The 13,558-nt window shown below is 62.5% G+C and carries 10 protein-coding genes; 8 read left to right on the top strand and 2 right to left on the bottom strand.

From position 1 onward, the window contains the following. Positions 1-59 precede the first annotated feature (59 nt). Positions 60-1,031: an ATP-grasp domain-containing protein gene (locus tag C1A35_RS21130; protein WP_104666227.1), complete on the top strand. Its 972-nt coding sequence runs from the start codon at positions 60-62 to the stop codon at positions 1,029-1,031. 4 nt (positions 1,032-1,035) lie between these two features. Then, entirely contained in the window at positions 1,036-1,734 is a 699-nt protein-coding gene (locus C1A35_RS21135) for an HAD family hydrolase (RefSeq protein WP_158665118.1), read from the top strand. 81 nt (positions 1,735-1,815) lie between these two features. Here C1A35_RS21135 and C1A35_RS21140 read toward each other — a convergent pair whose 3' ends face one another. Next, positions 1,816-3,009 (bottom strand): calcium-binding protein, encoded by a 1,194-nt coding sequence (locus C1A35_RS21140; RefSeq protein WP_104666229.1) that lies wholly within the window; start codon positions 3,007-3,009, stop codon positions 1,816-1,818. 250 nt (positions 3,010-3,259) lie between these two features. Between C1A35_RS21140 and C1A35_RS21145 the strand changes: the two genes are divergently transcribed. The 5 genes from C1A35_RS21145 (at position 3,260) to C1A35_RS21165 (ending at position 11,782) form a co-directional block, all read left to right on the top strand. Further along, positions 3,260-5,041: a type I secretion system permease/ATPase gene (locus C1A35_RS21145; protein WP_104666230.1), complete on the top strand. Its 1,782-nt coding sequence runs from the start codon at positions 3,260-3,262 to the stop codon at positions 5,039-5,041. Next, positions 5,038-6,360, top strand: a complete 1,323-nt coding sequence (locus C1A35_RS21150; protein WP_104666231.1) for an HlyD family type I secretion periplasmic adaptor subunit — start codon at positions 5,038-5,040, stop codon at positions 6,358-6,360. Before C1A35_RS21145 ends, C1A35_RS21150 begins: the two co-directional genes overlap by 4 nt. A 662-nt stretch (positions 6,361-7,022) precedes the next feature. Continuing rightward, on the top strand, positions 7,023-9,176 hold the full coding sequence (locus C1A35_RS21155; protein ID WP_104666438.1) for a nucleoside-diphosphate sugar epimerase/dehydratase: 2,154 nt from the start codon (positions 7,023-7,025) through the stop codon (positions 9,174-9,176). Between the two features lie 39 nt (positions 9,177-9,215). After that, positions 9,216-10,439, top strand: a complete 1,224-nt coding sequence (locus tag C1A35_RS21160; protein ID WP_104666232.1) for a glycosyltransferase family 4 protein — start codon at positions 9,216-9,218, stop codon at positions 10,437-10,439. 431 nt (positions 10,440-10,870) lie between these two features. After that, positions 10,871-11,782 carry an NAD-dependent epimerase/dehydratase family protein gene (locus tag C1A35_RS21165; protein ID WP_158665119.1) on the top strand — a complete coding sequence of 304 codons (912 nt, stop codon included), beginning with the start codon at positions 10,871-10,873 and terminating at the stop codon, positions 11,780-11,782. 352 nt (positions 11,783-12,134) lie between these two features. On the opposite strand, the gene C1A35_RS21170 is transcribed toward C1A35_RS21165, so the two are convergent. Beyond that, on the bottom strand, positions 12,135-12,545 hold the full coding sequence (locus tag C1A35_RS21170; RefSeq protein ID WP_104666234.1) for a tautomerase family protein: 411 nt from the start codon (positions 12,543-12,545) through the stop codon (positions 12,135-12,137). Between the two features lie 110 nt (positions 12,546-12,655). Here C1A35_RS21170 and C1A35_RS21175 point away from each other — a divergent pair, with 110 nt between their 5' ends. Beyond that, entirely contained in the window at positions 12,656-13,519 is an 864-nt protein-coding gene (locus tag C1A35_RS21175) for a LysR substrate-binding domain-containing protein (protein ID WP_104666235.1), read from the top strand. Positions 13,520-13,558: the final 39 nt, after the last annotated feature.

Here is a 13,558-nt window from a genome sequence, read left to right on the forward strand (position 1 = left end):
TCGGTCAGACGAGATCAGGGACAGGCCGGTTCCCTCGTCACATCAAGGAGAAGGCGTGTATGGCGTATCGGTCGTTCAAGATCCTCGTCTCTTCGGCGGGAAGACGCGTCGGCCTGATCGAGTGCTTCCGTCGCGCCGCTCGGGCGCTGGACCTCGACGTCCAGATCCTGGCCTGCGACCTTGATCCGGACTTGAGCGCGGGCTGCGCGGTGGCCGACCGGGCCTTCGCGGTGCCGGCTTACGATCACCCGGAGTTCACGGCCAACCTGACCGAGATCGCGCGCGCATATGATGTGCGCCTGCTCGTGCCAACGATCGATCCGGAACTGGTGCCGCTGGCAGCAGCAGCGGGCGATTTCGCGCGCTTTGATTGCCGCGTGCATGTCAGCCCGCCGCCTGTCATCGATGTCGTGCGCGACAAGCTCGAAACCATGCGCGTGCTCGATGCGGCGGGGGTCCCGGTCCCGCGCACGGGACGGCTGGAGGAGGTTCGCGGCGAGCTTTCCCATTGGGATTGGCCGCTGTTCCTCAAGCCCAACGCCGGAAGCGCGAGCCGCTCAATCAGCATGGTCCGCTCAACGGCCGATCTGCCCGAGACGACATCGGAGCCGATGATCCTGCAGCAATATCTCGATGGCCCGGAACATACGGTCAACGCTTTCGTCGATGATCGCGGCGAACTGCTGTCGGTCATTTCGCATCGGCGTTTGCGCATCCGGGCAGGCGAGGTCGAAAAAGGCATCACTGAGCGCCATCCGGGCCATCGTGCCATGGCCGAGGGCATCGTGCGGGCCTTGCCGGCCCTGCGCGGTGCGTTCTGCTTCCAGGTCATGGACGATCGGCTGACCGGTCCGCGGGTGATTGAAATCAACGCCCGCTTCGGCGGAGGCTATCCGCTCGTGGACCATGCCGGCGCGACTTTTGCCCAATGGCTCCTGGAGGAAGTGGCGGAGTTGCCGAGAACGGTCCACGACGATTGGCGCGAAGGTGTTTTGATGCTGCGATACGATGCGGCGATCTTCAGAGGATAGACGGATGGACGAGCAGGTGCTTGTCTTCGATCTCGACGACACGCTCTATCTGGAGCGGGATTTTGCTGCGAGCGGCTTCAAGGCCGTCGGTGCCTGGCTTTCCGCGCATGCTGGCGTCGACGGTTTCGCCGCGCAGTGCGAAGCGGCCTTTTCTGCCGGACACCGCGGGCGGGTCTTCGACGAGGCACTGGCGGCAATGGGCGTCGCGTTCGATCCGGCGCTGGTCGCCAAGCTGGTCGCCGTCTATCGCGGCCACGCGCCGACAATCGCGCTTGCGGCCGATGCCCGGGTTTACCTGGAGCGGCCTCGGACCAGTCGACGAGCGATTATCACCGACGGACCGGCGGCAACGCAACGGGCCAAGGTTCAAGCGCTCGGGCTCGAAACCCTGGTCGATTTCGTGATCTTTACCGATAGCTGGGGACGGGAATTCTGGAAGCCGCATGCCAGGGCCTTCGAAACGATCGAAACCTGGGCTGAGGTTGGTCCGGCAAACCTGGTCTATATCGCCGACAATCCGGTGAAGGACTTCGTGACGCCACGCCAGCGCGGGTGGCACACAGTGATGGTGGCGCGCGAGGGGCGGGTCCACGACATGCCGGCGCCGGATGTGGCACACCAAGCCGCTGCGCGGATCACCGAATTCGCAGAGTTGGATGATGCGCTGCGATCGCTCAATGCCGGTAAGGCGCTTTCCGGATAGGCTCCAGCATTGCCTGCATATGGCAGCAAAACCGAATGGCGCAGTGGCCGCGGACGCCTGACACGTCCGCGGCCACTGTCTTTATGCGAAGTGAAAGTCTGCTGAACTGAAGTTGGCGGCCGACAACGTTCCGTTCGGATCGTCGACGACGATCGAGAAGGCATGGCCGGCCGAATCCTGTGCCTTCAGGATCACGTCGCCGCTCGCGTCGTCGTAGGCAAACACCGTGCCGGGGCCACCCGTGTTGGCGTAACGGGTGATACCGAGCTTCTCCAGAACGATGCGATCGAGGCCATCCTGGTAGTCCATTATGGTGTCACGACCGCCGTCGATCGCGCCTGCGCCTTTGAAGACGAACCGGTCGGCATCAGCACCGCCCCAAAGCTTGTCAGAGCCGGATTCTCCGATAAGCGTGTCCTTGCCGGCGTCGCCGCGGACCGTATCGTTGCCGGAGCCGGCATAGAAGAAGTCGTCGCCGTCACCGCCGTTGAGAACGTCGGAGCCGTCCTCGCCGCTGATGCTGTCGTTGCCACCGTCGCCGTAGACGAGGTCATCGCCCGCGCCGACAGCGATTCTGTCAGCGCCGCTCCCGCCATGCGCCTCGTCTCGGCCGTTCTCGGAATCGAGAATGTCGTTGCCGTCGCCGCCGTCGAGGTAGTTATCGCCATCGCCGCCGTCGACCCGGTCATCGCCGATACCGCCATAGACGTGGTCGTTGCCGGACTGGCCCTTCAGTGCATCGTTGCCGCCTTCACCGTAGACGTAGTCGTCGCCGGCGCCACCGCTGACTGCTTGTGTTGTCACCTTGCCGGTTGCAGGGTCGACGCGATTGACGAAACCATCGTTGCCGTCGCCGGCATAGATGATGTCGTTTCCATATCCGCCGTCGATGTATTCCTCACCGGCGCCGCCATAGAAAGTGTCGTTGCCGCCACCGCCGATCATGTGGTCATGGCCGTCGCCGCCGTCGAGGATGTCGTTACCATCCTCCCCGTCGAAAATATCGTTGCCGGCTCCGCCTAGGAAGCGATCGTTGCCGATTCCACCGTCGAAGGAATCGTTGCCGATCCCGCCCTCGGCGTAGTCGTCACCTGGTCCGGCCTTGAAGAAGTCGTCGCCGTCGCCACCGTACATCCGGTCGTTTCCATCTCCACCTTCGAGATAGTCGTTGCCAGCATAACCCCAAAGGCTATCGTCGCCGCCGTAACCGTAAATGGTATCCGCTGCGCTCGTTCCGTAAAGCGTGTCAGCCACGGCTCTTCCCTTAACGATCATGTTTCCATCCTTAATTAGTTCGGTAGAATACGCGCCGATGCTTTTACCGGCCGCCGCGTAAGGACAGCAAGCGACCGGAGCGTGTGAAAAATGTGACCTGTCGCGTTGTTTGGGAAAGTCTAAAATAGCATCTACAAGCAACCGCTACAACAGGTATATAGTATCTACTCAACCCCCGGCATGTTGACATCGGGGAGCGCTTCCATCGATACGGCCCCACTCAAATCCCTGGAACCGGTGTCGTTGCAGCATGGCAGACAAGAGAATCAGAAGCGGCAGTTTACGCGCTGCGTTCCGACGCAGCGTGATCGATCTCGGCTTGTTCTCAACGGTCGTGAACGTCTTGGCGCTGACCTCGCCCCTTTTCCTGATCCAGGTTTATGATCGGGTTTTGCCCTCTTCGAGCATCGAAACGCTCGTCTATCTCACGATTATCGCGTTCCTTGCCTTCGCATTCCTCGGTCTGCTCGATGTCATCAGGGCGATCTATGCGGTCCGGATGGCGGCCAAGCTCGACTGCGAACTCGGGGCGGCAGCCTTTGCAAACGTGGTCACGGCAACCGGACGGGAGCCGGGCGACATCCAGCCTCTGCGGGATCTTGCGACCATCAGGGGCTTCGTCGCTTCGCGCGGCACGCCGACCCTCTTCGATCTGCCGTTCTCGCCGGTGTTCGCAGCGCTCCTTTATCTGCTGCATCCACTGCTTTTCCTGATGACCACGGTCGGCGCGATCGCGATCCTGTTGCTGGTTTTCCTCAATCAATCCATGAACAAGAAGGCATCGCAGTTCGCGCAGGAGCGGATCACCAGCGCCAATCTCACGGCGCAGATGTTCAGCCGCAATGCCGAGACGGTGCGCGCGATGGGCATGTCGGGCAATGTCGGCGAGGTCTGGGGCCGCCAGTTTGCGGCCGCAACTACGGCGGCGGACGGAAGCCTCGTCGTCAACGCCATCTTCGGCGGCATATCACGATCTGTCAGAATGATCCTGCAGATGGCAATCCTCGCCGTCGGTGCGGCGCTTGTCCTGAAAGGAGAGATGACCGCCGGCATGATCTTTGCCTCGTCGATCCTGTCGGGCCGTGCGCTTCAGCCGCTCGATCAACTGGTCGGGATCTGGAAGCAGGCGATGGAGGCGCGCAGCGCCTGGGGACGGCTCGAAAAGGTGATCGAGGCCGGCAACACCAGCGGCCGCAAGCTCCTCCTTCCGAACCCCGCCGGCGATATTGCCGTGCGCGACCTGCTTTACGTCTCGCCGGACGCCGGAGCCGATCCCGAGCCGATCCTGAAGCGGCTGAATTTCACCATCGCTGCGGGCGAAAGCATCGCAGTGGTCGGGCCGAGCCGGGCGGGCAAGTCGACGCTTGCAAGGCTTCTCACCGGAGCGGTTGCGCCGACCGCGGGCTCGATCAGCATCGACGGCGCAGATCTGAGGACCTGGGACGCGGCGCAACTCGGCAGTCTCATCGGTTATCTGGCGCAGGACGTGCAGCTGATGCCGGGCACGATCGCCACCAATATTTCCCGCTTCGAGCTTGATGCGCCGGACGAGGCGGTGGTCGCAGCCGCGCGCGCGGCCCATGCCAATGATCTGATCCTGTCGCAGCCGAAGGGCTACCAGACCCTGATCGGGCCCGGTTCCAACAATCTCTCCGGCGGCGAGCGGCAGCGCATTGGGCTCGCACGCGCGTTCTATGGCGCTCCGCGCCTGCTCGTCCTTGACGAGCCGAATGCCAACCTCGACAGCGAAGGGGAGGCTGCACTCGGGCGGGCGCTGAAAGACGCGAAGGCGCGCGGCGTCACGGTTGTCCTCGTTACGCACCGCATTTCGATCGCAACCACCTGCGACCGGATCCTGGTGATGAAGAATGGCCGGATCGACGACTTTGGTCCGACGGAGGAGGTGGCGCGTCGGGCGCAGTCCGACAGGGCGGAACGGGCCGCAAGGGCAGCCGCCGCCAAGCGACCGCCGAACCTGCCGCCGGCAAAGCTCTCCGCTTTCCTGCCCGGCAGAACCGGTGAGCGGCCATGACGACGGTTGACACACGGAGGTCCTGGCGGGAGTCGATTGCGACCGGTACCGGGCGGATCGCCCGGCTCGGCTATGGAACGCTTGCCCTGATCCTTGTGGGTTTCGGCTATTGGGCGGCAACGGCGCCGCTCTCCGGGGCAGCGGTCGCTGCCGGCACAATTGCCGCCACCGGCCGAAATGTCCTGGTGCAGCATCTCGAAGGTGGGATCGTCAGCGAGATCGCGGTTCGCGAGGGGGATGCGGTCGCAAGGGGTCAGACGCTCGTCGTTCTCGACGACACCGTGGCCCGCACCCAGCTCAACCGTCTCGCCAAGCAATGGGTGGCGCTGAAGGCGCGGGAGGCGCGTCTTGCCGCCGAACGGGACGGACGGCGGGATCTGACGATTGCAATCGGCAATGCGCCGGCCACGATGTCGGCGGCGAGCCGCGACCTGACCGAGGAGCAGGTCAAGGAGTTCCAAAGCCGGCTTGCTCGCTTCACCTCCGAGACCGTCATCCTGCAGCAGCGGGTCGAGAGCCTGAACGATGCGCTTGACGGCTTGGCGGCTCAAAAGGCGGCGGTCGAAAAGCAGACGCAGATCGTGCGCAGCGAAGCGGAACGGAAGTTCAGCCTTCTCGAAAAGGGGCTGACGAACCGTACGGAATATACCCAGCTCCTTCGGGTCGAAGCCGACCTGCTCGGCCAGGTCGGAATGCTGCAGGCGGAAGCCTCGTCGAGCCGCACGCAGGTCGCCGAAGCGCGTGAACAGATCGAACGGCTGAAGACCCAGCGCGTCGAGCAGGCGGTGACCGCAATGAACGAGGTGAAGACCGGACTTGCGGACGTGGAAGAACAGGTGGAGGCGGCACGCCGGGTGCTCGATCGCACCGTGGTCAAGGCGCCGGTCGAGGGGGTTGTCGTCGCCTCGGTCTACAATGCCGTCGGCAGCGTCGTCGGCCCCGGCGAGAAGATCATGGAGATCCTGCCGACAGGGGATCTGGTCGTCGATGCCCGTCTCAGCCCGCGCGACATCGACGTCGTCCATGTCGGGCAGGCGGCCAGGGTTCGCCTCTCGGCGCTCAACGCCAGCCTGACGCCGGAGGTATCGGCGACGGTTGCGCATGTTTCGGCCGACCGTCTGACCGATCCGGCCACCCGCGAACCCTACTATCGCGCCGTGCTGCGCCTGGACATGCCGCTGCCGGCGGGCGTGCGCATGGAACAGCTGCATCCCGGCATGCCGATCGATGCGTTCATTGAACTCGGCGACCGAACCTTCCTCGAATACCTGGTGCGTCCGATCTCGGATTCCTATCAGCGCGCCTTCGCCGGGGAATGATCGGCGGGAAACTGTCCGCGACATCTGCAATCGACGGGTCCAGCGGACAGGGATGAGTACCGCGAGCATTGGAGCGCGCGTCCGAAACGGTCAAGATTTTCTAGAAGTAATATTGCAAAGATTTCTTTGTAATCTCTCGATTATCCTAATGGATATCTAATTGTATGATCATAATATTGAAATTATACTCATTCTCGCGTGTTTCAATTGTGGCTTACACTCCGTCCGCAAAGGTGTCGTTCGCTGCATAGGATGGTCGGGTGGCTTCTAATTAATCCTTATGGGTTATAGATAAATAAGCAATAATACTATTGAGTTCTAAGTTAATTAGGTAAATTGCTCGCGATAGAACAAAAAGATAATTTACACGTTGATTCTGGCGTGCGAGAGTTTTGGGGAAAGTGGCGTATATCATTGCGAGTACCAAAGCGTATATCAGTGGATAAATGAAATTAATTTCAGGTAACGTAGTGTGATCTAACGAGTATTAGAAGTTTATTCCAAAACAAATTCAACGAGACATGACGTCTCAAGGAGCATCATTCGTCCGTCCGTTCTCGGTGCGGCGGTTGAATGGCGTTCTATGGATCGAAGGGTGTCGCATGCATCGCAACGAGGCCGCTGCCCAGCCCACGCAAGCCGTCGCCCCGTCTCCGCCGTCAATGGCGAGATATTGGGCAAGGTTTCTCACCATCTTCACCTGGTTTGCCGCCGTCGGACGTGCGCTTTTGCGCTTGGCGGCAAAAACGGCCGTGTCCTCGGTCAAGCAGGTTCGTCGTTCTCGCGCGCTCTACGCCATGGACCTGGCGTCGGCAGGCCTGGCGCTCGTGGCCGCCTTTTTCCTGCGTTACGGCTTCGACGGCATGTCGTCGCGACCGGAGCTCTTCTGGGCGCTTGCCGCCACCGGGCCGCGATACCTTCTGGCGTGTGCGATCGCCTTTCCGATTGCGGGATTGTACGCCCGCGACTGGCGTTACTGCTCCGTCTCGGACCTGCGCTCGATCCTCCAGGCCGTATTGATCAGTTCGGCGGCCCTGGTGTTGATGTCCTTTTTCGCCAACCGTCTCCAGGATATGCCGCGCAGCGTCGTGCCGCTCGAGGCGCTTCTCCTGACCGCGTTTCTTTCCGCCTCGCGGTTGAGTTTCCGGCTCGATGAGTTGGTGCTGCGCCCGGCACGGCGGCGGCCGGTCGCCGAGGACAATGCCGACCAGATCCCGACCTTGCTCGTCGGCAGTGGCCATGCGGCCGATCTCTATCTGCGAGCGCTTCGTCGCGATCCACATTGCAACCACAGGCCGGTCGGCTGCCTGGAGGCGACGCCGGAGCATACGGACATGACGCTACGCGGGATTCCGATCCTCGGTGCGCTCAGCGATTTCGACCGTGTGGTCTGCGAGCTCGCCGAAAGCGGACAGATGCCGCGCCATGTGGTCTTCACCGAAGCGCTTTCGGCGTTCGGCGAGGGCGCGGAAGATGTCGTGCGGCGCGCTGAAGCGCGCGGCATGACCGTATCGCGCTTGACGCAGATCACGGAACTCAAGAGCGCCAAACAGGAAAGCCGTTTCGAGTTGCGCTCCATCGAACTGACGGACCTTCTGGAACGGCCGCAGGCTGCCCTCGACAACGAGGCTATTCTTCGTCTGATCCGCGGCCGGCGCGTCTTGATCACCGGCGCTGGTGGTTCCATCGGCAGCGAGTTGACCTTGCAGGTAGCCGCGCGTGAACCGGCGGAGCTCATTCTGGTCGAGAACTGCGAATACAATCTCTATGCAATCGACATGGAGCTTGGCGAGCGCTATCCGCGCGTCAAGCGGACGGCGAACTTGTGCAATGTGCGCCGGGCCAACCGGGTCAACGGCGTCTTTGCACGATATCGGCCGGAGCTGGTCTTCCATGCCGCCGCGCTCAAGCATGTGCCGATGGTGGAGCTCAACCCATGCGAGGGCGTGCTCACCAACGTCATCGGCACGATGAACGTCGCCAACGCTGCCCGTCGCTACAAGGTGCAGGCGATGGTGCAGGTCTCGACCGACAAGGTCGTCAATCCGACCAGCGTGATGGGCGGGACCAAGCGACTGGCGGAGCTCTATTGCCAGGCGCTCGACCTTCATTGCCTCAAGAAGGGCTCCGGCCCGCGATTCATGACCGTTCGGTTCGGCAACGTGCTCGGGTCCAGCGGCTCGCTGATCCCGCTCTTCAAGCGGCAAATTGCAAGGGGCGGGCCGCTCACCGTTACCGATCCCCGCATGACGCGCTTCTTCATGACCATTCGAGAAGCTGTCGAACTGACGCTGCAGGCATCGGCCTATGGGTTGGAAGGTGAAATCGGCAAAGGCGAGATTTTCGTGCTGGACATGAATGAGCCGATCAAGATCATCGACATCGCCAGGCGCATGATCCGGCTTGCCGGGCTTACGCCGGGCAAGGACATCGATATCGAAATCATCGGTCTCAGGCCCGGCGAGAAGCTCTACGAGGAGCTGTTCGACAGCGGCGAGCAGCGCATAAGCTCACCCATTCCGGGCGTGCTCGGCGCGATCCCGAACGCCGTGCCCCTGGCGACGCTCAAGGAGATGTTCGCGCGGCTGAAGCTTTTTGGCGAGCTCGGCGACCAGGCGATGGTCTTTGCGATCATGAACAGCCTCATTCCCGGCTTCGACAAGCACCCGGCCGAAGGTGCGGCCGGAGGGCTGTCCTCGGACGAAGGCGAGGACGGTGCCGCCGACTCCGATGTCGCGCATCTCTCCGACGATGTGCTGCAGGCAGCGCTGACGGGTATCAGGCGGGGGCCGCCCTCGACGCCGATGCCGATATGATCAGTGCGATCGTTCGAACGCTCGTATGGAGTTCCCCGTATGTTGATTGACGCGAGCGAATTTTCTCCGGTCAAGTTGCCGCCACAGCGGGCGGCGGCCGAGGCGGGGGCGGTGGTTGCCGGAACAGTTCCCAAGCAGCGTATCGCCGTGCTTTCGAGCTACAGCCGTTCGCTGACCAATTTCCGCCTGGAGCTGCTGCGGCGCCTCGTGGAGGCCGGTCATTCGGTCGTGGCCGTTGGGCCGGAGCAGGACGACGACGTCGTCCGCCAGCTTGCCGCGATCGGCGTCGAGTTCGTTTGCTTGCCAATGGCGCGTACCGGCCTCAACCCCCTGACCGATCTCGCGACGCTTTGGTCCTACTGGCGGCTGTTTCGTTTGCGGCAGGTCGATGTCGTGATCCCCTATACGATGAAGCCGATTGTCTATGGCGGCATTGCCGCCCGCCTTGCCGGCGTCAAGCGGCGGTATTTTCTCGTTACCGGTCTCGGCCACGTCTATTCGGACGCAGCGAGCAAGCGTTGGCTCGGGCGCCGCATCAAACAGCTGAGCGTCCTGCTCTACCGCTTGGCGCTCAAGGGGGCAGGCGGGGTCTTTGCCTATAACCGTGCGGATTCGGCCGACATCGCCGATTGCAGGCTGATGTCCGATCAACGGGAGCTGACGCTGGTGCCGGGCTCCGGCGTCGATCTCGATCACTATGCCTTTTCGAACCCGCCCGCCGGGCGCCCGGTCTTTCTGCTTGTTGCCCGTCTGTTGAAGGACAAGGGGATCGGCGAATATGTCGAGGCCGCGCGCCTCGTCCGCCAGCAGTTCCCCGAAGCCGAGTTTCGGCTCTTGGGACAGTTCGATCCGAGCCCGGCGGCGATCTCCGCCGAGACCATCGACGCATGGGTCAGCGACGGGAGCCTGACCTATCTCGGAGAAACCAAGGACGTGCGCCCGCATCTTAGAGATTGCAGCGTCTTCGTCCTGCCCTCCTACTATCGCGAGGGCATTCCGCGCAGCATTCTCGAGGCGATGTCGACAGGCCGCGCGGTCGTCACCACGGACCTGCCGGGCTGCGACGAGACGGTGGTCGACGGGCTCAACGGCTACCTTGTCGAACCGCGCAATGCCAAGCAACTGGCAGAGGCGATGTGCCGCTTTCTGAGAGCGCCTTCGCTCATCACGGAGATGGGGTTCAGGTCGCGTGAACTGGCCCAGTCGAAATTCGATGTGCACGCCGTGAACAAGTTGCTGCTTGAGCACATGGCTTTGCTTTGACGGCAAGTCGCGCTTACAGCAGGGCGCAATACAAAATGACGACGGGCGACTGCCAAGGTTTCCGGAGTCATACAGGTCGACACCGACGATTTGGCGGCTTGTTTGATGTCGTGCTGACGGTTTGCCGCCGACGTAGATCCCCATCGGTGGCCAATCAGAGGTCGATCACCTCGTCCGCGGCCATCGGAGGGCATGGAGGCTCTCTGCGCCTCATGTCACTTTTCCATTTGAGATCGTCGAATCCATTATTTGCAGGCGCTAAGGTCGACGCGCAACGGTAAACCGCGCCGCCTGCGTCTTGACGGCAGTGCGGCCGCAAGCGAGGATTGCGACCGAGACGAAAGCGAGGTTGCGTTTGTACCTCGGCGCTGACCCCGACAACATCGCGGATCCAGGTGCTTCCCATCGGAAGCGTCGAGAGGGAAAATCACTTGAAACGCATCTTGGTTACCGGTGGGGCCGGCTTCATCGGCGCGAATCTGACGCGAAAATTGCTGCATCTCGGATATGATGTCGTTGTTCTCGACGACCTGAGTTCCGGAAAAATCGAGAACCTTCCCAAAACCGCTGCCTTCATCGAGGGCTCCGTTCTCGACCGCGATGCCGTGCGTCGCGCGCTCGCCGATGTCGACGCATGCGTTCATCTGGCGGCGATCTCCTCGGTGGAGCGATGCAAGCGGCAACTGACGTCGTCGCATGCCATCAATATAACGGGGTTCCTGACGATCATCGAAGAGCTTGCCCGTTCCCGCGCGCATCTTCCGCTTGTTTACGCCTCGTCGGCGGCGGTCTACGGGGCGAGCCAGGAGTTGCCGCTTTCCGAAACCGGCAATTGTATTCCGCTCTCGCCTTACGGGGCGGACAAGCTTTCCTGCGAACTCCATGCGCGGGCAGCCTACGAGGTCTACGGCATTTCGAGCCTGGGCCTGCGGTTTTTCAACGTGTACGGGCCGGGGCAGGACCCGGCGTCTCCCTATTCCGGCGTGATCGCGAAGTTCGCCGAACGCTTGGCGCGCGGCGAGAACATCACGATTCATGGGGATGGCCGCCAGACCCGCGATTTCGTGCATGTCGACGACGTTGTGGAGGCGTTGCTGCACGCGATCGGCCACTGGGACACCGGCGCGCGCATCGTCAATGTTTGCAGCGGTGTCGAGACCTCGATCAGCGATCTCGCACGGATCATGATCGAGGAAACCGACAGCGGCTCGGATATCACCTATGTGGACGGCCTGCTTGGTGAGGTCAGGCGCTCGCGGGGTTGCGTGCAGGCGCTCCACGCAAAACTCGACTATCGCTGCGCAACCGACCTTCGAGCTGGGCTTGCGCGACTGTTGCGCTAATTTTGACGGCGAGGCGACGTCCGGGTGACGACGTTGCCCGCTGCCGGGCGAGAGCGAGGGCGTGGGCGGTGACGCCGCAGTCGACCGCTTGCCGTCGGGCGAGCACAGCCATTCCGGTTCGCGAAGGCCCTTGCGTTGAACCTCCCATCCGCTGAAGACGCCGGCAACGACCGAAGCGGGAATTCTCGACGGATCCGGACGTCGGTATCGCCTCCCGCCAGACCAATCATCGTTCCGACAAAATAGGACGGCGCATTGGACTGGCGGGTGAGAAGCGAGGCTGCTCTGCCACGCCTTCGAGCGCTCCACGACCGCACCGAGTGCAGGTTGCGCGAAGCAGCGCCCGAAGGTTTCAGGCGCCCGACTTGAGCTTGCCGCTGATGTAGCGGAACTCCTGCGTCTTGCCGCCATAGCCATAGGCGGCGGCCGAAACCTCGTGGACGAGGACGTAGCTCTCGTGGTGCAGCCTTCCGAGCAGTTGTTCAAAGCGACCGAAGATCGCTTCGAGATAGGCGGCCATTTCCTGCTTGGTGTTGGTCCCGTCGACGACCTTGATGTCGAGCCAGAAGCTGTTGGCATTCTGTTCGGCAAGCGACGTTCCGCCGGCGAACCAATGTTCGGGATCCGCATAGGTGACGACGATGGCCGTTATCGTCGGGTCCTTGCGCAGATGAGCGGCCGTGAGTTCGCTGACCGCAGCGGCGATCCGTGACGAGAGTGCCGGGTCTGGCTTGCCGCTGACGGTGACGTTGATGATGGGCATTGGGTGGTTCCTTTCGGGCTTCGTATTTCTTGTGTGAGCCCAATCTGCCACCGGTTCAGATTGGATAAAATCGAATTGTTTTGCATATATAATTCGATTATTATGAAGTTATGCAAGCCTTCGACCCTGACCTGCTTCGTACCTTTCTCGCCTTTGCCGAGAGCGGCTCTCTTGCGAATGCGGCCACGACCGTGGGGCGAACGCCTTCGGCGGTCACCGCCCAGATGCAGCGCCTGGAAACGATGATCGGCGAACCGCTTCTCGCGCCCTCGGGCAGGGGGCGAATTCTGACGCCGGCCGGAGAGGAACTGGTCATTCACGCGCGACGAATTCTCGAGGTCCATCGGGATGCGTGGCTGAGCCTCAAGGGCGCCAGCACCGACGGCCGCCTGGCGCTCGGCTGCACCCAGGATTTTGCCGACAGCAACCTGCCGGATCTCTTGCGTCACTTCGGCCGCACCCATCCGCGTGTGCGGCTCGATCTCAGGGTCGGCCGGTCCCGCGAACTGACCTCCGCCTACGATCAGGGGCTGATCGAGGTGCTGATCGTCATGCGGGAGGGGCCGACGCCCGACGAACTCGCGATTCTGCGCGAACCGATGCATTGGTTATCGGCAGCGGATGCTTCATCGACGGCGGACGACGAGTTGCCGATTGCGGTGCTGGACCCGCCTTGCGGCTTTCGCGCGGCCGCCACAGCGGCGCTCGAAGAGGCGGGGCGTCGCTACCGCATAGCGGCGACAAGCCCGAGCCTTTCGGGTCTGCGCGCGGCGGTGCGAAGTGGTATTGCCGTCACGGCGCGCACGGCACGGTTCCTCGGAGAAGGCGTGGCAGTCGCGCCCCCGGCGCTGTCGCTTCCGCCATTGCCGCATGCGGAGTTCAGCCTGCGGCTGAAGGCAAAAGCCGAGAAGCCGGCGTCGAACCTGGCGACGCTGCTTGCCGAGGGGTTGCCTGCCGGTTCCGAGCGGTGGTGACGACCAGCCGCCCAAAGAATGCGCGGCGGTCGCGGCACA

Origin of the sequence: Ensifer adhaerens, assembly GCF_002940685.1 — a bacterium.
Classification (GTDB): Bacteria; Pseudomonadota; Alphaproteobacteria; order Rhizobiales; family Rhizobiaceae; genus Ensifer; species Ensifer adhaerens_E.